This is a genomic window from Pseudomonas sp. Root329 (assembly GCF_001424925.1).
In the GTDB taxonomy this organism is placed as follows: Bacteria; Pseudomonadota; Gammaproteobacteria; order Pseudomonadales; family Pseudomonadaceae; genus Aquipseudomonas; species Aquipseudomonas arabinosi.
Genome location: NZ_LMCV01000019.1, coordinates 41,153 through 60,305 on the forward strand (window position 1 = coordinate 41,153; position 19,153 = coordinate 60,305).

At 61.2% G+C, this 19,153-nt stretch carries 17 protein-coding genes and 1 riboswitch; of the genes, 12 read left to right on the forward strand and 5 right to left on the reverse strand.

Annotated elements, in window-relative coordinates:
* Positions 1-39: 39 nt before the first annotated feature.
* Together ASC74_RS16785 and ASC74_RS16790 are read right to left on the reverse strand one after the other, a co-directional pair.
* Complete coding sequence (locus tag ASC74_RS16785; protein ID WP_056742559.1) at positions 40-1,425, reverse strand: sensor histidine kinase; 1,386 nt, start codon at positions 1,423-1,425, stop codon at positions 40-42.
* Positions 1,418-2,089: a response regulator gene (locus ASC74_RS16790; protein ID WP_008153060.1), complete on the reverse strand. Its 672-nt coding sequence runs from the start codon at positions 2,087-2,089 to the stop codon at positions 1,418-1,420. Before ASC74_RS16790 ends, ASC74_RS16785 begins: the two co-directional genes overlap by 8 nt.
* A 234-nt stretch (positions 2,090-2,323) precedes the next feature.
* On the opposite strand from ASC74_RS16790, the gene ASC74_RS16795 reads away from it, so the two are divergent.
* Genes ASC74_RS16795 through ASC74_RS16815 form a run of 5 tightly spaced genes read left to right on the forward strand, consistent with a single transcriptional unit; the run spans position 2,324 to position 7,700 of the window.
* Positions 2,324-3,616, forward strand: a complete 1,293-nt coding sequence (locus tag ASC74_RS16795; RefSeq protein ID WP_056742561.1) for an OprD family porin — start codon at positions 2,324-2,326, stop codon at positions 3,614-3,616.
* Between the two features lie 39 nt (positions 3,617-3,655).
* Positions 3,656-4,633 carry a Bug family tripartite tricarboxylate transporter substrate binding protein gene (locus ASC74_RS16800; RefSeq protein WP_056742562.1) on the forward strand — a complete coding sequence of 326 codons (978 nt, stop codon included), beginning with the start codon at positions 3,656-3,658 and terminating at the stop codon, positions 4,631-4,633.
* 59 nt (positions 4,634-4,692) lie between these two features.
* Positions 4,693-5,151, forward strand: a complete 459-nt coding sequence (locus ASC74_RS16805) for a tripartite tricarboxylate transporter TctB family protein (RefSeq protein WP_056742564.1) — start codon at positions 4,693-4,695, stop codon at positions 5,149-5,151.
* Between the two features lies 1 nt (position 5,152).
* Positions 5,153-6,667 carry a tripartite tricarboxylate transporter permease gene (locus ASC74_RS16810; protein WP_056742566.1) on the forward strand — a complete coding sequence of 505 codons (1,515 nt, stop codon included), beginning with the start codon at positions 5,153-5,155 and terminating at the stop codon, positions 6,665-6,667.
* Complete coding sequence (locus tag ASC74_RS16815) at positions 6,660-7,700, forward strand: AbrB family transcriptional regulator (protein ID WP_056742568.1); 1,041 nt, start codon at positions 6,660-6,662, stop codon at positions 7,698-7,700. The genes ASC74_RS16810 and ASC74_RS16815 overlap by 8 nt, the downstream gene beginning before the upstream one ends.
* A 129-nt stretch (positions 7,701-7,829) precedes the next feature.
* Here ASC74_RS16815 and ung read toward each other — a convergent pair whose 3' ends face one another.
* Positions 7,830-8,522, reverse strand: coding sequence for a uracil-DNA glycosylase (gene ung, locus ASC74_RS16820; protein WP_056742570.1), 693 nt, complete (start codon positions 8,520-8,522; stop codon positions 7,830-7,832).
* Between the two features lie 132 nt (positions 8,523-8,654).
* Here ung and ASC74_RS16825 point away from each other — a divergent pair, with 132 nt between their 5' ends.
* The gene (locus tag ASC74_RS16825) at positions 8,655-9,758 is read left to right on the forward strand and encodes an enoyl-CoA hydratase/isomerase family protein (protein WP_056742572.1); all 1,104 of its coding nucleotides are present in this window, start codon (positions 8,655-8,657) and stop codon (positions 9,756-9,758) included.
* 60 nt (positions 9,759-9,818) lie between these two features.
* Here ASC74_RS16825 and ASC74_RS16830 read toward each other — a convergent pair whose 3' ends face one another.
* Both ASC74_RS16830 and ASC74_RS16835 read right to left on the reverse strand, forming a co-directional pair.
* Positions 9,819-10,271, reverse strand: coding sequence for a hypothetical protein (locus tag ASC74_RS16830; protein ID WP_082555837.1), 453 nt, complete (start codon positions 10,269-10,271; stop codon positions 9,819-9,821).
* A 167-nt stretch (positions 10,272-10,438) separates the two neighbouring features.
* Positions 10,439-10,681 (reverse strand): hypothetical protein, encoded by a 243-nt coding sequence (locus ASC74_RS16835; protein WP_056742607.1) that lies wholly within the window; start codon positions 10,679-10,681, stop codon positions 10,439-10,441.
* Positions 10,682-10,958: 277 nt separating this feature from the next.
* Positions 10,959-11,059, forward strand: a riboswitch (guanidine-I (ykkC/yxkD leader).
* A gap of 62 nt (positions 11,060-11,121) precedes the next feature.
* Here ASC74_RS16835 and ASC74_RS16840 point away from each other — a divergent pair.
* From ASC74_RS16840 to uca, 6 genes are all read left to right on the forward strand, one after another.
* Complete coding sequence (locus ASC74_RS16840; RefSeq protein ID WP_056742576.1) at positions 11,122-12,189, forward strand: putative urea ABC transporter substrate-binding protein; 1,068 nt, start codon at positions 11,122-11,124, stop codon at positions 12,187-12,189.
* A 16-nt stretch (positions 12,190-12,205) separates the two neighbouring features.
* Positions 12,206-13,021 carry an ABC transporter permease gene (locus ASC74_RS16845; protein ID WP_046046146.1) on the forward strand — a complete coding sequence of 272 codons (816 nt, stop codon included), beginning with the start codon at positions 12,206-12,208 and terminating at the stop codon, positions 13,019-13,021.
* Positions 13,018-13,806 (forward strand): ABC transporter ATP-binding protein, encoded by a 789-nt coding sequence (locus tag ASC74_RS16850; protein WP_056742578.1) that lies wholly within the window; start codon positions 13,018-13,020, stop codon positions 13,804-13,806. Before ASC74_RS16845 ends, ASC74_RS16850 begins: the two co-directional genes overlap by 4 nt.
* A gap of 12 nt (positions 13,807-13,818) precedes the next feature.
* Entirely contained in the window at positions 13,819-14,544 is a 726-nt protein-coding gene (locus tag ASC74_RS16855; protein WP_056742579.1) for an urea amidolyase associated protein UAAP1, read from the forward strand.
* 11 nt (positions 14,545-14,555) lie between these two features.
* Positions 14,556-15,197, forward strand: coding sequence for an urea amidolyase associated protein UAAP2 (locus ASC74_RS16860; RefSeq protein WP_056742580.1), 642 nt, complete (start codon positions 14,556-14,558; stop codon positions 15,195-15,197).
* A gap of 306 nt (positions 15,198-15,503) precedes the next feature.
* Complete coding sequence (gene uca, locus ASC74_RS16865; RefSeq protein WP_056742581.1) at positions 15,504-19,151, forward strand: urea carboxylase; 3,648 nt, start codon at positions 15,504-15,506, stop codon at positions 19,149-19,151.
* The last annotated feature ends 2 nt before the right edge of the window (positions 19,152-19,153 follow it).

Genomic DNA, 19,153 nt, shown 5'->3' on the forward strand with positions numbered 1-19,153 from the left:
GGGCTTGCTCGCGAAGGGGTCAGCCCAGACACTGAAAAACTATCCCGCGATAAAACTCACCCGCACCTTCAACCCCGCCTGCTCTCCATCGTGCAGGCTGATTTGAGCCAGGTGTGCGCGGCAGATCTCGCCAACAATCGCCAGTCCCAACCCCGAACCGGCCACCTGCTGGTTGCGCCGGTAAAAGCGTTCGAACACCCGATCGCGCTCTTCAAGAGGAATGCCCGGGCCGTCGTCCTCGACTTCCAATACGGCCGGTGCCGTGACCCGAAGAATCACGTTGCCACCCGACGGCGTGTGCGCCAGCGCGTTATCCACCAGATTGCTCAACAGTTCGTTCAACAGCGTTGGCTCGCCGCGCAACCACACCGGTTCGTCCGCTTCCAGCGCCAGCGCCACACCGCGTGCGTGGGCCAGCGGCGCCATGGCCATGCCGAGTTCGCGCGCCAGTTGACTGAGGTCAAGTAACTGCGCGCCGCCCTCGGCGATGGCCCGGGCACCATTTTCGACCCGTGCCAGCGAGAGCAATTGATTGGCAAGGTGGGTCAAACGGTCCGTGCCTTGGGCGGCGGTTTCCAACGTATTGCGCCAGGTTTCAGGTTCGGTCGAGCGCAAGCCCAGTTCCAGCCGTGCCTTCAGCGCCGCCAAGGGAGTACGCAGCTCATGGGCGGCATCGGCGATGAACTGCGCCTGACGCTCGAACTGCCCGCGCAAGCGCTCGGTGAAGTGATTGAGCGCGCGCACCAGCGGCCATAATTCGTGCTGCACTTCCACCAACGGCAACGGCCGCAGATCGTCCGACTGACGCTCTTCCACCGCGGTGCGCAAGCGTTCCAGCGGACGCAACGCGGCGCTGACCGCAAACCACACCAGCAACAACGCACCGATCGCCAGCATGCCCAGACGCAGCAACGTGTCCGCTGCCAGGCTGCGGGCCATGCTGACCCGCGCTTCATCGGTTTCCGCCACGCGGATTTCCGCCATGCCGTTCATGTTCGGATCACTCACGGGTTTGAGCAGGCTCACCACGCGTACGTTCTGGCCCTGGTATTTGGCGTTATAGAAACGCGCCAGTGCCGGATAGTCATCGGTGCGCGGCGTTCCCGGCGGCGGTGGTGGCAGGTTTTCGTAGCCCGAGATCAGCTTCTGATTGATGTCGTTGACCAGGTAAAAAATCCGCCCCGCGCTGTCGTACGCAAAAGTATCGAGGGCCACGTACGGCACGTCAGCGCTCAGCGAGCCGTCGCGCTGGGAGACACCGGCGGCGATAGTCCGCGCCGAGGCCAGCAAGGTCCGGTCATAGGCGGTGTCGGCAGCTTCGCGACCGTTCCAGTAAGCGCTCAAACCACTGGCCAGCATCAACACCACCAGCAACAGCGCCAGATTCCACAGCAACCGCCAGCGCAAGCTGCTGGGCTTATGCATCGCGGCTTTCCAGCAAGTAGCCGAGACCGCGGAAGGTCACGATGACCACCGGTTGGCCATCTAGCTTCTTGCGCAGGCGATGGACATAGATTTCGATGGCGTCGGGGCTGGCCTCTTCGTCCAGACCGAATACCTGCGAGGCCAGTTGTTCCTTGCTCATCACCCGACCGGGACGGGCGATCAGGGCTTCGAGCACTGCCTGTTCGCGGGAGGTCAGGGTCAGCAATTCTTCACCGAGGGTGAAGCGCCGAGTGTCCAGGTCATAGGCCAGTACGCCGCAGCGCTGCAGGCGTTCACCGCCGAGCACACTGCGGCGCAGCAAGGCTTTGACCCGGGCCTCGAGTTCGGTCAGTTCGAAAGGTTTGGCCAGGTAATCGTCAGCGCCGAGGTTCAGGCCGTGGACCCGATCCTTGACGTCGCTGCGGGCGGTCAACATCAACACCGGCAGGTTCTTTCCCCGCGCCCGCAGGCGCGCCAGCACTTCGAAGCCATCCATGCGCGGCAGGCCGACGTCGAGGATCGCCATGGCGTATTCCTCGCTGCTCAACGCCAGGTCGGCCGCCACGCCGTCGTGCAGCACATCCACGGTCAACCCGGTGCTCTTGAGCGCCTGGGCGACACTTTCGGCGAGCTGCAGATGGTCTTCGACGAGCAGAACACGCATGGATCTTTACCTCATTCAGGGATGGTCGACGCCATTCTTTGGCGCGGAGTTTACAGCCGCAACCGCCGCTGTGAAGCCCGAGAACCGTGAAAGTCTTCTGAAAGGTTAGCGAAAGGTTGGCCCGTTAGAGTCCAGCCACGGACAGTTTCGACTGCTCGTCGCTACCGCACATAGCGTACGAAAAACGCCTCGAAGCGTTTTCGCCAATAAGAACAATAAACGGAGTACTTCAAGATGCTGTCCATTCAGCTTCAGGCTCGCCCGCCTGCTCGCTTTTCCCGCCTCAGCCACACCGCCCTTGCCAGTGCCGCCGCCCTCGCCGGCTTTTCGCCGTTGAGTCAGGCTGCCTTCTTCGAAGACAGTACGGCAACCCTCGAAACCCGCAACATGTATTTCAACCGAGACTTTCGCGACGGTACCAGCGCCCAGCAATCCAAGCGGGACGAATGGGCTCAGGGGTTCATGCTCAACCTGCAATCGGGTTACACCGATGGCACCGTGGGGTTCGGTGTCGATGCGCTGGGCATGCTGGGGGTAAAACTCGATTCAAGTCCGGACCGCACCGGCACCGGCCTGTTGCCGACCCATGACGACGGTCGCGCGGCTGACGAGTACTCCAAGCTTGGCCTGACCGGCAAAGTGAAAATCTCCGCCACGGAGCTGAAAATCGGCAGCCTGATTCCGGAACTGCCGATCCTCAAGCCCAACGACGGGCGCATCCTGCCGCAGACCTTCGAAGGCGGCATGCTGACCTCCAAAGAGATCAAGAACCTGACCTTCACCGGTGGTCGCCTGGAAAAAGCCAAGGACCGCGACAGCACCGATTTCGAGGACATCGCCCTCAACAACAAGAACAGCCGCTTCGCTGGTACCGCAGCCGGCAAGCATTTCGACTTTGGCGGCCTGGACTACAAGTTCACTGACAAAATCACCGGCAGCTACCACTTCGCGCAACTTGATGAAGTCTACAACCAGCACTTCCTCGGTGTTGTCGCTTCGCAACCGTTCGGCCCCGGCACTTTCGGCACCGATCTGCGCCTGGCCATCAGTGATGACCAGGGCGCGGCCCGCGGCGGCAAGATCGACAACAAGTCCCTCAACGGCCTGGTGAGCTACGCCTTGAGCGGGCATAAATTCAGCGCCGGCTATCAGCACATGTCCGGCGACAGCGCGTTCCCTTATGTCGATGGCAGTGACCCGTACCTGGTCAACTTCGTTCAGATCAACGACTTTGCCGGCGCCGAAGAACACTCCTGGCAGGCACGTTACGACTTTGACTTCGCCAGGCTCGGGGTTCCCGGCCTGAGTTTCATGAGCCGTTACGTGAGCGGTGACAACATCAAGCTCAAGAACGGCGACGAAGGCAAAGAGTGGGAACGCAACACCGAAATCAAATACGTCGTACAAAGCGGCGCGCTCAAGGATGTCGCCGTGCGCCTGCGTAATGCCACTTACCGCTCCAACTACTCCGCTCGCGATGCCGATGAAGTGCGTCTGCTGGTGAGCTATAGCGTTGCCCTTTGGTAATTCAGTACACCTATAACAACAACTCCCAAGGAGACTTGAATGAACCTTTCAATGCGTAAAGTTGCTCTCACCGCCAGCGCCCTGCTGTTCGCCGGCCAATTGCTCGCTGAACCCAAACGCCCGGAATGCATCGCCCCGGCCTCGCCCGGTGGCGGTTTCGACCTGACCTGCAAACTGGCGCAGAGCGCGCTGGTGAATCAGAAACTGCTGACCAAACCGATGCGCGTGACCTACATGCCCGGCGGTGTTGGCGCGGTGGCGTACAACGCGGTGGTCGCTCAGCGTCCAGCCGACGCTGGCACGCTGGTAGCGTGGTCCAGCGGTTCGCTGTTGAACCTGGCCCAAGGCAAGTTCGGCCGCTTCGATGAAAGCGCCGTGCGCTGGCTGGCGGCGGTTGGAACAAGCTACGGTGCCATCGCGGTGAAAAGCGATTCGCCTTACAAGAACCTGGACGATCTGGTTCAGGCGTTGAAGAAAGATCCGAGCAAAGTGGTGATCGGCTCCGGCGGCACCGTTGGCAGCCAGGACTGGATGCAGACCGCCCTGATCGCCAAGGCTGCCGGGATCAACCCGCGCGACCTGCGTTACGTCGCCCTCGAAGGCGGCGGTGAAATCGCCACCGCCCTGCTCGGCGGCCACATCCAGGTCGGCAGCACCGACATCTCCGACTCCATGCCGCACATCCAGAGCGGTGACATGCGCCTGCTGGCCGTGTTCGCCGAGAAGCGTCTGGACGAGCCGGAAATGAAAGACATTCCGACCGCCAAGGAGCAAGGCTACGACATCGTCTGGCCAGTGGTTCGCGGCTTCTACCTCGGGCCAAAGGTTAGCGACGAAGACTACGCCTGGTGGAAAGACGCTTTCGACAAGCTGCTGGCTTCTGAAGAGTTCGCCAAGCTGCGCGATCAACGTGAGCTGTTCCCGTTCGCCATGACCGGCCCGGAGCTGGACACCTACGTGAAGAAGCAGGTGGCAGACTACAAAGTGCTGGCCAAAGAGTTCGGCCTGATTCAGTGATCGCCTCTGTCTAGCGGCTGCGGCCCCCGTTCTGCGGGGCCGCGGCACAGGAGTTTCCCATGCTCTTACAACGCATTTTCGCTTCGGCGCTGTTGCTGGTCTGTGTTGGCCTGGCGCTGATGGCGTGGCCGTATCAAGCGGCATTTTCCTACGAACCGGTGGGGCCGCGCGCCTTTCCATTGTTGATGCTCGGCCTGATGGGGCTGGCGTTGCTGTACATGGTGTTTCGGCCGACGCCGATCGTGCACAGCGACGACGACCCGAAACTGGACCGCGAAACCCTGATCAAAATCGGCATCTGCGTGCTGCTGTTGCTGGTGTTCGCCGGGGCCTTCGAACCCCTTGGTTTCATCGTCGCCAGCATTCTGATTGGAATCCCCATGGCACGCCTGTATGGCGGCCGCTGGCTACCCAGCACGGTGATCATCAGCCTGATGGCTATCGGTCTTTATCTGCTGTTCGACAAGGTGATGGACGTGCCACTGCCGCTGGGCGTGCTCGACGTTCTGGAGAACTGATATGGATACTCTTGGCTATTTGGGTCAGGGCTTCGGCGTCGCGCTGACCCCGTACAACCTCGTGACCGCGCTGTGCGGCACCCTGATCGGCACCGTCGTCGGGCTGTTGCCGGGGCTAGGCCCGATCAACGGCGTGGCGTTGCTGATTCCGATCGCGTTCGCCCTCGGCCTGCCACCGGAGTCGGCGCTGATCCTGCTGGCGGCGGTGTACCTGGGTTGCGAATACGGCGGCCGGATCAGCTCGATCCTGCTGAACATCCCGGGCGAAGCTTCCACCGTCATGACCACCCTCGACGGTTACCCGATGGCCCGCAAAGGCCTGGCCGGTGTGGCGCTGTCGCTGTCGGCGTGGAGCTCGTTCATCGGTGCGTTCATCGCGACTTGCGGCATGGTGCTGTTCGCCCCGCTGTTGGCGAAATGGGCGATTGCCTTCGGACCTGCGGAATACTTCGTGCTGATGGTGTTTGCGATTGTCTGTCTCGGCGGCATGGCCGGCGACCGACCACTAAAGACCTTTATCGCCGCGCTGATCGGTTTGTTTCTATCGACCGTCGGGATCGATGCCAACAGCGGCGTGTACCGTTTCACCGGGGATAACATCCATTTGACGGACGGTATTCAGTTCGTTGTGCTGGTACTGGGCTTGTTCTCCATCAGTGAAATTCTTCTGCTGCTGGAAAAAACTCATCGCGGCCAGGAAGCGGTGAAAGCCACCGGGCGCATGATGTTCAACTTCAAGGAAGCCTCGGCGGTGTTCGTGGTGAACATCCGTTGCGGTCTGCTCGGTTTCATCATGGGCGTTCTGCCGGGTGCCGGCGCAACACTGGCCAGTGCCGTAGCCTACATGACTGAAAAACGTATCGCCGGCGCCAAGGGCACTTTCGGACAAGGTGACATGCGTGGCCTCGCGGCTCCGGAAACCGCTATCGGTGGCGCTGCCTGCGGTGCCCTGGTGCCAATGCTGACCCTCGGCGTTCCGGGTTCGGGTACCACGGCAGTGATGATCGGCGCGCTGTCGCTGTACAACATCACCCCGGGCCCGCTGTTGTTCCAACAGCAACCGGACATTGTCTGGGGCCTGATCGCGTCGTTGTTCGTCGCCAACGTGATGCTGGTGATCCTCAACATTCCGATGATCCGCATCTTCACGCGCATCCTTGCCGTGCCGAACTGGGCGCTGGTGCCGGTGATCGCGATCATTACCGGGATCGGCGTCTACGCGGTGCATGCCACCACCTTCGACTTGTTCCTGATGATCGGCATCGGCATCTTCGGCTACATCCTGCGCAAGCTGGACTTCCCGTTGTCGCCGGTTCTGCTGGGTTTCATCCTCGGCGGTTTGATGGAGCAGAACCTGCGTCGCGCCCTGTCGATTTCCAACGGTGCGCTGGAAATCCTCTGGTCGAGCCCGATCACCTTCGGTGTCTGGGTACTGACCGCAATCATGCTGCTTATGCCGATCCTGCGAATCTGGCGCAAACGTTCGGTCGCCCGGCGCGTTATCGCCGATGTCTGATCGAACACCCTTCAAAGCCTGGTGGGGAACCCCGCTGGTCGGTCTGCTGGGCGGTTACCTGGCCAGCCAGATCGGCTGGCCACTGCCGTGGATGGTCGGCTCGTTGCTGGCGATCATCCTGGTGCGTTGCCTGACACCCTGGCAATTGGCGGAAATCCCTGGCGGCCGCAAGTGCGGCCAGTGGATTGTCGGCATCGGCATCGGCCTGCACTTCACCCCGGTGGTGATGGAGCAGGTCCTGAGCCACTTCGGTCTGATCTTCTTCGGTGCGTTGGTCACCAGCCTGTCGGCCGTGGTCGGGGTCTGGTTGATGCGGCGTACCGGTGAAGATCGCGCCACCGCGTTCTTTTCCAGCATGCCCGGCGGCTCCGGGGAGATGGTCAACCTCGGCGCGCGTAACGGCGCGGTGCTCAGTCGTGTTGCGGCGGGGCAAAGTCTGCGGGTGTTGGTGGTGGTGCTGTGTGTACCGGCGGCATTCAAGTATTTGTTGGGTGACGGTGCACCGCTGGCCCATGCCACTTCCGTCGACTGGCGCTGGCTGGCACTTCTATTCCCGGCGGGCGCCCTCGCCGCCTGGCTCTGGGAGCGTCTGCGTCAACCCAATCCGTGGCTGTTCGGGCCGTTGCTGGTGAGTGCGGCGGTGAGTATTGGCTGGGACCTGCACATCGGGTTGCCCAACGGCGGCAGCCAGATCGGCCAATGGCTGATTGGCAGCGGGTTGGGGTGCCACTTCAATCGGCAGTTTTTCCGGCGTGCGCCGTCGTTTATGGGGCGGACGTTGATTGGCACGGTGCTGACCATGCTGATCGCCACGCTGGCGGCATTGGGGTTGAGTGCGCTGACCCATCTGGATTTGCGTTCGCTGACATTAGGCATGATGCCCGGCGGGATTGCGGAGATGAGCCTGACGGCGGAAACCCTGCAATTGTCAGTGCCGCTGGTGACGGCGATGCAGGTGATGCGGCTGTTGTTTGTGTTGTTTCTGGCGGAGCCGTTGTTCAAGTATTGGAATCGGGTGCCGGATTCTGTCTGAAAGACCAAGTCGCCTGCTTCGCGAGCAAGCCCGCTCCCACACTGGATCTCTGTGATCACAAATAATGTGTTCACAGAGATCCAGTGTGGGAGCGGGCTTGCTCGCGAAGGGGCCCTTTCGGTCAACGCATCAAACCGGAGGCAATCGCCATTCAATCGGCGTTTCGCCATTCTGCTCCAGAAACTTATTGGTTCGACTGAAGTGCCCGCACCCGAGGAAGCCGCGATAGGCGGACAACGGTGACGGATGCACCGACGTCAGCACCAGATGCTTGGTGGCATCGATCAGTTTCTGCTTGCTCTGGGCATGCGCGCCCCACAGCAGGAACACCAGATGTGGCTGGTGTTCGCTGACCACTTCGATAATCCGATCGGTAAAATACTGCCAGCCCTTGCCCGCATGGGCGTTGGCGTTGGCGCGTTCCACGGTCATGGTGGTGTTGATCATGAGCACGCCCTGGTCGGCCCAGCTTTGCAGGCAACCGTGGGTCGGGATGTCGATGTTCAGATCGCGTTTCAACTCTTTGTAGATGTTCACCAGCGACGGCGGTGCCGGTACGCCCGGTTGTACCGAGAAGCACAAGCCATGGGCCTGTCCCGGACCGTGGTACGGGTCCTGGCCGAGGATGACCACTTTGACTTTATCCAGCGGCGTCGAGTTGAGCGCGTTGAAAATCATCGGTCCTGGAGGGTAGATTTCCTTGCCGGCCGCGCGCTCCTCTTGCAGGAAGTTGCGCAACTCTGCCATGTAGGGCTGGTCGAATTCGGCACGCAGTGCCTCCTTCCAGCTCGGTTCGAGTTTGATACGGTCGTCAGCAGTCATGGTTACATCCGGCAAAAACAATGGGGCGAACCCTAGGAAAGCCCATCGCGCTTGTCAATTGATCTGACGCAGATCCGGCACTTTCCTGTACAGCGATCATACTGAACGCTCAAATTCCCGATCGAGGTCACGATGAATCTGCACTTCGAAGAACTCACTGGCACCGACGGCGCACGCATCGGAGTCGCCAGCCTGGATGCCGAAAAGTCCCTCAATGCCCTGTCCTTGCCGATGATCAACGCCTTGCGCGATCAACTGGACGTCTGGGCCAAAGAACCGCAAATCGTCTGCGTCGTGCTGCGCGGCAACGGCGCCAAGGCCTTTTGCGCCGGCGGTGAAGTCCGCAGCCTGGTGGAAGCCTGTCGCGCCCATCCCGGCGAAGTGCCGCCGCTGGCCGCGCATTTCTTTGCGGCGGAATATCGCCTGGACTTCAATCTGCACACTTACCCTAAACCGCTGATCTGCTGGGGGCATGGCTATGTGCTCGGCGGCGGCATGGGGCTGCTGCAAGGGTCGGGCATCCGAATTGTCACGCCGAGCAGCCGCCTGGCGATGCCGGAGATCAGTATCGGTTTGTACCCGGATGTCGGGGCCAGTTGGTTTCTGTCGCGTCTGCCCGGCAAGCTCGGATTGTTCCTCGGCCTGACCGGCGCCCATATGAACGGTCGCGATGCGATCGATCTCGACCTGGCCGACCGTTTCCTGCTCGATGAACAGCAGGAAGAGCTGATGGAAGGCCTGCTGCAGTTGAACTGGCAGGAACAGACGCCGATGCAGCTCAACAGTCTGCTCAAAGCCCTGCAGCAGGAAGCCATCGCGCAAATGCCCGAAGCCCAATGGCTGCCACGACGCCAGCAGATCGATGAGCTGCTGGATGTCAGTGACGTGCGCTGCGCCTGGAAGGCCATCAGCCAGCTGCGCGACAACACGGATCTGCTGCTCAGCCGTGCCGCGAAAACCATGAGCGAAGGTGCGCCGCTGACCGCTCATCTGGTGTGGGAACAGATCGCCCGCGCCCGGCACATGTCGCTGGCTCAAGTCTTTCAGATGGAATACACCATGAGCCTCAACTGTTGCCGTCATCCTGAATTCAGCGAAGGCGTGCGCGCACGGTTGATCGACAAGGATCAAAAACCCCATTGGCACTGGCCAGACATCAATAATCTGCCGGATGCAGTGGTAGAAGCGCACTTCCACAAGGCCTGGGAAGGCCGGCATCCTCTGGCCGATCTGTAGGAATACTGAAATCCGGGCATAAAAAAGCGGCGCTTCATGCGCCGCTTTTTTTATGAGTGTTTAACGGTGGCCGCCTCGGCCATCGTGATCGCCGCGACCGTTGTGATCGCCCCTTCCGCCACGGTTGTCGCGTCCGCCATGGCCGCCGCGATAGTCGTTGTTTCCACCGCGGTTACGGCCGTCCCAACCGCCACGGTCATGGCCATCCCAGCCGCGATTCTGATGGGCCCGATAGTCGCCTCGTTGCGACTGGTAATAGCGTGGTGCCGGTTGATAAACCCGCGGTTGATAGTAATACCGCGGTGTTGGCTGGTAATACCGCGCTGGCGGTGCGTAGTACCGGCGTGGTTGCGTGTAATAACCACCGCCGCCTGAATAGTAAGGTCCGCCGTCATAATAGGATGGCGAGGTATAGACCTCAGAACTGTAGTAACTGGCTCCTCCATCGGAATAGGGCACGCATGCACCAAGAGACAATCCCAATACAGCAATCAGAAGAATTCGCAGATACATGGCGGCCTCCTGGACCGCGAGTGAGCCACACCAGCGACGCTGGCAGGCGACAGTCAATTATTCGGTGACTGTCGAAAGATCAGACATCGATTTCGGAATCTGGTGCGTTCTTGAAACACATTGAAACAAGTCGCCGATGAAAGGTTTTTCATCTTTTCACCCGCTGATCAATGGTGGCCACCGCGATATTCACCACCGTAATGACGTGGGCCGTGCCCGCCCCAATAGTAGTAGCGATAGCCACCATAAAAGCGCGGTCCGTAGTAGTAACTCGGTCCGTAATAGTAGGAATAGGGTGAATAGCCTGGGTAGTAATAGGGCTCGGAATACACATCGTAACCACCGGCGTAGTAGTAGCAGCCGGACAATCCCAGGCCGAGAACAACACCAAACAACAGTCGACGAAACATGGCGGCCTCCTGAAAGACCCACAACCGGAACAGGCCGGCTGACACCTGTTTTGACTGGCGATGCTGCGCCGAGTGCCGAGCCGCCTGGACCTTCAGATCAGCGGCCGACCCGGTCCATTGCGGTGCACCCACGCACCATCACAAGGCAACGCCACCACCTCTTCCCAACGCGCCAACTGCGTAATCGCCCACGCTAGAGCGCTCAAGCCGACTTGGCACGGCTCTCGCTTTAGCAAACACGTGCAGGAGTCATCACAGGTTCGCGGCACCACAATTTGCAATGGCTGACTAGGGTTCCGGCTCGCTAAGGCGAGTGGCTGGTCCGAGAGTTGGCGACCTCCAGTTGAGGTTACACGGCGGGACAAAAGCCCGGGAGACAAGCCACCGTTCGCGGTGCCGCGTTGACTCCTGCCCGCCCTTGATCAACTGGAGAACCACCCATGCTCAAGCTTCGTTTACCCGCCATGCTCGCCGCTGCATTCGCAGCCTTCGTGAGCGTCTCGTCCCAGGCCGCCCAGAAAGACCACTTCAGCGTCTGCTGGACCATCTACGCCGGCTGGATGCCCTGGGAATACGCAGGCAGCCAAGGCATCGTCGACAAATGGGCGAAGAAGTACGGCATCAAAATCGATGTCGTGCAGCTCAATGACTACGTCGAATCCATCAATCAATACACCGCCGGCCAGTTCGATGGCTGCACCATGACCAACATGGACGCGCTGACCATTCCGGCGGCCGGCGGCGTCGACAGTACCGCGCTGATCGTCAGCGACTTCTCCAACGGCAACGACGGCATCGTGCTCAAGGGCGACGGCAAGAAAGTCACCGACCTCAAAGGCATGGACGTCAATCTGGTGGAGCTCTCTGTCTCCCACTACCTGCTGGCCCGGGCGCTGGATTCGGTCGATCTGACTGAGAAAGACCTGAAAGTGGTCAACACCTCCGACGCCGACATCTCGGCGGCCTTCAACACCGATCAGGTCAACGCTGTCACCACCTGGAACCCGATGCTTTCGGACATCAAGGCCAAACCCGCGGTGACCGAAGTGTTCAACTCCAGCCAGATCCCCGGCGAAATCATGGACATGATGGTGGTCAACTCATCGACCCTCAAAGACAACCCGGCGCTGGGCAAAGCGCTGACCGGCGCCTGGTTCGAAGTGGTCGAGTTGATGAACGCCAAAAACGCCGCCAGTAAAACCGCCCTCGAACACATGGCCAAAGCTTCCGGCACCGATCTGGCCGGTTTCCAGTCGCAACTGGACACCACCAAATTGTTCGCCACACCCAAAGAAGCCCTGGCGTTCTCCACCAGCACGCAACTGCCGGAAACCATGCGCAAAGTCGCCGAGTTCTCCTTCCAGCACGGCTTGCTGGGTGAAGGCGCCAAGGACACCAGCGCGGTCGGCATGGCGTTCGCCAACGGCGTGACCAGCGGCGACAAGACCAACCTCAAGCTGCGCTTCGACCCGACCTACGTGCAGATGGCCGCCGACGCCAAGCTGTAATCAGGAGGACCTGGCCATGCGCCTGATCAATCGCCACCCGGATCGCCCGAGTCGCCTGCTGTTGGTGATCCTGCCATTCGCCCTGGTGCTGTTCGCCTACTTCATGGGCTCGGCCGAGCGGCTGACGGACAACCCCAATGACAAGCTGCTGCCGAGCGCCGTGCAGATGACTGACGCGGTGAAACGCCTGGCGTTCACCGCCGACAGCCGCACCGGTGAATACCTGTTGTGGCAAGACACCGCGTCCAGCCTGCGCCGCCTGGCCATCGGCCTCGGCATCAGCGCGCTGGCCGGGCTGTGCCTGGGGATCGCCGCCGGTACGCTGCCGCTGTTTGGCGCGCCGTTGTCGCCGTTGCTGACGGTGCTGTCGATGGTGCCGCCGCTGGCGATTCTGCCGATTCTGTTCATTGTGTTCGGCCTGGGGGAATTGTCGAAAGTGATGCTGATCGTGATCGGCATCACCCCGTGCCTTGCTCGCGATCTGGAGCAACGCGCCCGGGAAATTCCCGTGGAGTTGCTGATCAAGGCCCAGACCCTCGGCGCCTCAACCTGGACGCTGATGCTGCGCGTGGTGCTGCCGCAACTGTTGCCACGTCTGCTGATCTCGCTGCGGCTGATGCTCGGCTCGGCGTGGTTGTTCCTGATCGCCGCCGAAGCCATCGCCTCCACCGACGGCCTCGGCTACCGGATTTTCCTGGTGCGCCGCTATCTGGCGATGGACGTGATTCTGCCGTACGTGGTCTGGATCACTCTGCTCGCCTGGCTGATGGACTGGGGCCTGAAGCGCCTGACCCAACGGGCGTTCCCTTGGTATGAGGGGGCCCGCGCATGAGCTTCATCACAGTGAAAAATGTCTGGCAGCAATACGCCGATCAGGTGGTGCTCGAAGGGCTGAACCTGAACGTCAACGAGGGTGAGTTCTGCACCTTGGTCGGTGCCTCGGGTTGCGGCAAGTCGACCTTCCTGCGGCTGTTGCTCGGCCAGGAACGCGCCAGTCGCGGCGAGATTCTGCTCGACGGCCAGGCCCTGGCCGGCGAGCCGGATGCCAGCCGTGGCGTGGTGTTCCAGCGTTACTCGGTGTTCCCGCACCTGACGGTGCTGGACAACGTCGCCCTCGGCCTCGAACTGCCACGTTCGCCGCTGCTCGGACGCCTTTTCGGCAGCGCTAAAAAAGACGCACGCGAACAAGCCTCAGTGCTGCTGCACAAAGTCGGCCTCGGCCATTCGCTGGACAAGTACCCGGCGCAGCTCTCCGGCGGCATGCAACAACGACTGGCGATTGCTCAGGCGCTGATCATGAAACCTCGCGTGCTGCTGCTCGACGAACCCTTCGGCGCCCTCGATCCAGGCATCCGCAAGGACATGCACGGTTTGCTGCTGGAGCTGTGGCGCGAGACGCAACTGACGGTGTTCATGGTCACCCACGACCTGTCCGAAGGCTTCAGTCTCGGCACCCGCCTGCTGGTGTTCGACAAGGTCCGCGTCGACCCGCACGCCCCTGGCGCCTATGGCGCGCGCATCACTTACGACATCCCTTTGAACAGCGACCGCCGCACCAACCGTGCCGCCGTCGATGCCTTGCCGGCTGAGCTGGCAGGCACGCTTCGTACCGCTTAAGAGGATTTTCATATGACTGATTCAATCCAACTGTTCCCGCCCTTCGCCGAAGAAATGCTCCCCGGTGGCGGCCATCGCTCCTTCGTCTTGAAACGCGGCCAATTGCTGCGCCTGACCGACCTGCGCGGCGGCGCCAACGTCAGCCTGACGCTGCTCAATGCCAATGAAAAAACCGAACGCCTGAACCTGCCCGACAGCCTCAAATGCCAACACACGGCCAAGCTCACAACCGGCCATTGCCTCTATTCGGACATGGGCCGTGTGCTGGTCGCCATCACTGCTGACACCTGCGGCTGGAGCGACAGCCTCGGCGGTGTGCTTTGCGCTGAAGAGGTCGCAGAAAAATACGGCGCCGGCCGCTATCAGGAACTGCGCAACGGCTTCTTCCGCAACGGCACCGACAACCTGTTGGTGGAGCTGGGTAAGTGGGGTTTGGGCCTGTCCGACCTGCTGATGACGCTCAATTTGTTTAGCCGGGTGAACGTCGATGAGGCCGGAAGTTTTCACTTCGTCGAAGGCAATTCCAAGGCCGGCGACTACATCGAGTTGTATGCGCCAATGGACACGCTGGTGGTGCTCACCGCGCTGCAACATCCAATGGACCCTTCGCCTGAGTACGCACCAAAACCGCTGAAGCTCAGCTGGATGAACGCCGACGCCAGCGTCGCCGAACACTGCCGCACCTCGCGCCCGGAAAACCAGCGCGGTTTCATCAACACCGACCGTCTGTTCGCCTGAGGATCGCTGCTATGTCACTTGCATTCGCTACTGCTCAACAGTTGCCCGAAACCGCGATCTACCGCGCCACCATCCCGGCCGGCGAGCCATGGTTGATGGAGGTCAAGGCCGGCCAGACCTTGCGCATCCTCGATCTGGAAGGCAACCAGGCCGTCGACACCTTGTTCTACAGCGTTGCCAATCCAAAGGAACGCTATGACGTGCAGCGCACGTTGCGCCGGCAGAACAGCGTCTACCTGAGCACCGGCAGCGTGCTCTATTCCAACCTCGGCAAACCGATGCTGACCATCGTCGCCGACACCTGCGGCCGTCACGACACCCTCGGAGGTGCGTGCGCACAAGAGAGCAACACCGTGCGTTACGCGTTGGAGAAACGCTACATGCACAGCTGCCGCGACAACTACCTGCGGGCCTGCGTCCACGACGGGCGACTAGGCAAGGGCGACATCGGGCCGAACATCAACTTCTTCATGAACGTGCCGGTCACGGCGGATGGCGGGCTGACGTTTGAGGACGGGATTTCGGCGCCGGGCAAGTACGTCGACCTGCGGGCCGAGATGGACGTGATCGTGCTGATCTCCAACTGCCCGCAACTGAACAACCCGTGCAACGCCTACAACCCCACTCCTGCGGAGCTGCTGGTATGGAACTGAAATTCGCGCGGTTGCGTAGATGGTTGTTCACCCTGTGCCAGGCCCGTTCAGGCCAGTGCCTCAAACAGCCAAAACACCACTGAAACCTGTGGGAGCGGGCTTGCTCGCGAAGGGGCCGTCACATTCAACATTAATGTCGACTGACACTCCGTCTTCGCGAGCAAGCCCGCTCCCACAGGGGTTCGGTGGTGTTCTGGAGTGAACTGATTCTGCCGTCGGGGACGACCTCGGCGCTTATCGAAAAACTGCGGGACGGCCCGCATCCCAGGTCGAGGCTGATGCGCTATCGCCTCCGGGGGTTATGCCATGTTCGAAAAAGTCCTGATTGCCAACCGTGGCGCCATTGCCTGTCGCATCCTGCGCACCCTGCGTGAGTTGCAGGTCCAGGGCGTTGCCGTTTACTCCGAAGCCGATGCCGCCAGTTTGCATATCTTGCAAGCCGATGAAGCCCACAGCCTCGGTGAAGGCGCAGCCGCCGGCACCTATCTGGCGGTCGACAAAATCCTCGCCATCGCCACATCCACCGGCGCCACGGCGATCCACCCCGGCTACGGTTTTCTCTCGGAAAACGCCGCGTTCGCCGAAGCGTGCGAAGCCGCCGACATCGCCTTCATCGGCCCGACGCCAGAGCAGCTGCGAGTGTTCGGCCTCAAGCACACCGCGCGCGCCTTGGCCAAGCGACACGGCGTGCCAATGCTCGAAGGCACTGAGTTGCTCGACAGCCTCGACGCAGCGCTGATTGCCGGTGAACAAGTCGGTTACCCGGTGATGCTCAAAAGCACCGCCGGCGGTGGCGGCATCGGCATGCGCGTGTGTCGCAGTGCGGACGAATTGAGCGAGTCCTTTGAGACCGTCAAACGCCTCGGCCAGAACAACTTCAGCGACGCCGGCGTGTTCATCGAGAAATACATCCAGCGCGCCCGTCATCTGGAAGTCCAGGTGTTCGGCGACGGCCGGGGCGAAGTGATTGCCCTCGGCGTGCGCGACTGCTCGGTGCAGCGCCGCAACCAGAAAGTCCTCGAAGAAACCCCGGCGCCGAACCTCCCCGAGGGCATGGCCGAGGAGCTGTGTGCGGCGGCGATCAAACTGGCGAAAGCGGTGAATTACCGCAGCGCCGGCACCGTTGAATTCGTCTTCGACAGCGAGGCTCAGCGTTTCTACTTTCTCGAAGTGAACACCCGTTTGCAGGTGGAGCACGGCGTCACCGAGCAAGTCTGGGGCGTGGATCTGGTGCGCTGGATGGTGGAACTGGCAGCAGGTGATTTGCCGCCGTTGAGCGAGTTGAGCCGAGACTTGAAAGCCTGCGGCCATGCGATTCAAGCACGGCTCTATGCCGAAGATCCGGGACGCGACTTTCAGCCGAGCCCAGGCTTGCTGACCGCCGTGAACTTCCCTGCAGCCGATGGCAAACACCTGCGTATCGACACCTGGGTCGAGGCCGGTTGCGAGATTCCACCGTATTTCGATCCGATGATCGCCAAAGTCATCAGTTGGGCGCCGACCCGCGAAGAAGCCGCTGCCGATCTGCATCAAGCGTTGGGCGACAGCCTGCTCTACGGGGTGGAAACCAACCGCGATTACTTGCGGCAGATTCTGCTCGATATGCCCTTCGCCAGCGGTCAGCCGTGGACCCGTTGCCTGGAAGGTTTGGTGTATCAGGCCAACACGTTTGAAGTGCTCAGCGCCGGCACTCAGACCAGCGTTCAGGACTATCCCGGCCGCCTCGGTTACTGGGCCGTGGGCGTGCCGCCGTCGGGGCCGATGGACAGTCGCGCGTTGCGTTTGGGCAATCGTCTGCTGGCCAACGATGAAGGTGCCGCGGCGCTGGAAATCACCATGAGCGGACCGCTGCTGCGCTTCAATTGCGATGCGGTGGTGGCGGTGACCGGGGCAGTGATTCCACTGACCCTTAATGGTGAAGTGGTGCCGATGAACACCGCTTTGCTGGTAACGGCGGGCGCTACTTTGAGCCTTGGAACGATTGCCGGTGCGGGCGCCCGCAGCTATCTGTGCCTGCGCGGTGGTCTGCAAGTTCCGGATTATCTGGGCAGCAAAAGCACCTTCACCCTCGGCCAGTTTGGTGGGCATGGTGGGCGTGCATTGCGGGCTGGCGACGTGTTGCATCTCCCTGCTTTGAACGACCGCCGCGCCGGTCAACAACTGGCTGAAGAACAGCTCACCGAGTTGCCCGTTCTGCGGCAGATCCGGGTGATCTACGGCCCTCATGGCGCACCGGAATACTTCACCGAAAACTACATCGGCACCTTCTTCGCCACCCAGTGGGAAGTACATTTCAACTCCAGCCGAACCGGTGTGCGGTTGATCGGGCCGAAGCCTGAATGGGTGCGTGCGGATGGTGGTGAGGCGGGTCTGCATCCGTCGAATATTCATGACAATCCGTACGCCATTGGTGCAGTGGATTTCACCGGTGACATGCCGGTAATCCTCGGTCCCGACGGCCCTAGCCTCGGCGGATTTGTTTGCCCGGTGACGGTGATCGAGGCGGATCTTTGGCAGTTGGGCCAGCTCAAGGCTGGGGACAAAGTTCAGTTCCTCCCCGTCGACCTGAAGACCGCCCGCAATCTCGCCCTGAAATGGAACACCCCCTGTGGGAGCGGGCTTGCTCGCGAAAGCGGTGTGTCTGTGTCATCAACGTCGTCTGACACACCCTCTTCGCGAGCAAGCCCGCTCCCACAGGGGATTGAGTCGCCGGTGGTGTTGGATATTGGTCAGGACGATACGCGGTTGGTGGCGAGATTGTCGGGGGACACTCACCTGCTGCTGGAAATCGGCGCCCCCGAACTTGACCTGGTCCTGCGCTTCCGCGCCCACGCCCTGATGCAAGCACTGGAAAGCCAAAACCTGCACGGCGTCATCGACCTGACACCCGGCATCCGCTCGCTGCAAGTGCACTACCAACCCGAACAACTGCCGCTGGCCGATCTGCTCGGCATCGTTGCCGGCGAATGGGACGCCGTGTGCGCCGCCAAGGACCTGCAAGTGCCCTCGCGCATCGTTCATCTGCCGCTGTCCTGGGACGACCCGGCCTGCCAGTTGGCGATCGAAAAATATATGACCACCGTGCGCAAGGACGCCCCGTGGTGCCCGAGCAATCTGGAGTTCATCCGCCGCATCAACGACCTGCCAAACCTCGACGAAGTGCAGCGCACGGTGTTCGACGCCAGCTACCTGGTGATGGGCCTGGGCGACGTCTACCTCGGTGCGCCCGTCGCCACGCCACTCGATCCGCGTCATCGTTTGGTGACTACCAAATACAACCCGGCCCGCACCTGGACCGCGGAAAACTCGGTGGGCATCGGTGGTGCTTACATGTGCGTGTACGGCATGGAAGGCCCTGGCGGTTATCAGTTCGTCGGCCGCACGTTGCAGATGTGGAATCGCTATCGCGAGGTCGCCGCATTCGATGGCAAACCGTGGTTGCTGCGCTTCTTTGACCAGATCCGGTTCTACCCGGTCAGTGCCGATGAACTACTGCGCATTCGACGGGATTTCCCCCTCGGGCGCTTCGATCTGAACATCGAGCACAGTCAGCTGAATCTGGCGGAATACCAAGCCTTCCTGAGGAAGGAAGCCGAGAGCATTGCCGCGTTTCGCGATCAGCAAAAAGGTGCGTTCAACGCCGAGCGCGAGCGCTGGATCGCCAGCGGCCAGGCGCATTTCGACAGCGAAGAACTGGTCCCGGAATTGACCGAGGACGCACCGCTGGCCAGCGGTCAACAGAGCGTCGACAGCCACATCGCCGGCAACCTTTGGCAGGTTCAGGTTGAAACCGGCAGCCGGGTTGCCGCGGGTGATGTGCTGGTGATTCTGGAGTCGATGAAGATGGAAATCCCATTGCTCGCGCCCATGGCCGGGGTGGTCCGCGAGATTCGCGTGCAACCGGGTTCGGCGGTGCGCGCTGGACAGCGTGTCGTGGTGCTGGAACTTGAGTGAAC

Excerpts from the sequence above, each read along its gene's own strand:
- ASC74_RS16785 (WP_056742559.1), bottom strand. The coding sequence starts at position 1,425 with ATGCATAAGCCCAGCAGCTTGCGCTGGCGGTTGCTGTGGAATCTGGCG.
- ASC74_RS16790 (WP_008153060.1), bottom strand. The coding sequence starts at position 2,089 with ATGCGTGTTCTGCTCGTCGAAGACCATCTGCAGCTCGCCGAAAGTGTC.
- ASC74_RS16795 (WP_056742561.1), top strand. The coding sequence starts at position 2,324 with ATGCTGTCCATTCAGCTTCAGGCTCGCCCGCCTGCTCGCTTTTCCCGC.
- ASC74_RS16800 (WP_056742562.1), top strand. The coding sequence starts at position 3,656 with ATGAACCTTTCAATGCGTAAAGTTGCTCTCACCGCCAGCGCCCTGCTG.
- ASC74_RS16805 (WP_056742564.1), top strand. The coding sequence starts at position 4,693 with ATGCTCTTACAACGCATTTTCGCTTCGGCGCTGTTGCTGGTCTGTGTT.
- ASC74_RS16810 (WP_056742566.1), top strand. The coding sequence starts at position 5,153 with ATGGATACTCTTGGCTATTTGGGTCAGGGCTTCGGCGTCGCGCTGACC.
- ASC74_RS16815 (WP_056742568.1), top strand. The coding sequence starts at position 6,660 with ATGTCTGATCGAACACCCTTCAAAGCCTGGTGGGGAACCCCGCTGGTC.
- ung (WP_056742570.1), bottom strand. The coding sequence starts at position 8,522 with ATGACTGCTGACGACCGTATCAAACTCGAACCGAGCTGGAAGGAGGCA.
- ASC74_RS16825 (WP_056742572.1), top strand. The coding sequence starts at position 8,655 with ATGAATCTGCACTTCGAAGAACTCACTGGCACCGACGGCGCACGCATC.
- ASC74_RS16830 (WP_082555837.1), bottom strand. The coding sequence starts at position 10,271 with ATGTATCTGCGAATTCTTCTGATTGCTGTATTGGGATTGTCTCTTGGT.
- ASC74_RS16835 (WP_056742607.1), bottom strand. The coding sequence starts at position 10,681 with ATGTTTCGTCGACTGTTGTTTGGTGTTGTTCTCGGCCTGGGATTGTCC.
- ASC74_RS16840 (WP_056742576.1), top strand. The coding sequence starts at position 11,122 with ATGCTCAAGCTTCGTTTACCCGCCATGCTCGCCGCTGCATTCGCAGCC.
- ASC74_RS16845 (WP_046046146.1), top strand. The coding sequence starts at position 12,206 with ATGCGCCTGATCAATCGCCACCCGGATCGCCCGAGTCGCCTGCTGTTG.
- ASC74_RS16850 (WP_056742578.1), top strand. The coding sequence starts at position 13,018 with ATGAGCTTCATCACAGTGAAAAATGTCTGGCAGCAATACGCCGATCAG.
- ASC74_RS16855 (WP_056742579.1), top strand. The coding sequence starts at position 13,819 with ATGACTGATTCAATCCAACTGTTCCCGCCCTTCGCCGAAGAAATGCTC.
- ASC74_RS16860 (WP_056742580.1), top strand. The coding sequence starts at position 14,556 with ATGTCACTTGCATTCGCTACTGCTCAACAGTTGCCCGAAACCGCGATC.
- uca (WP_056742581.1), top strand. The coding sequence starts at position 15,504 with ATGTTCGAAAAAGTCCTGATTGCCAACCGTGGCGCCATTGCCTGTCGC.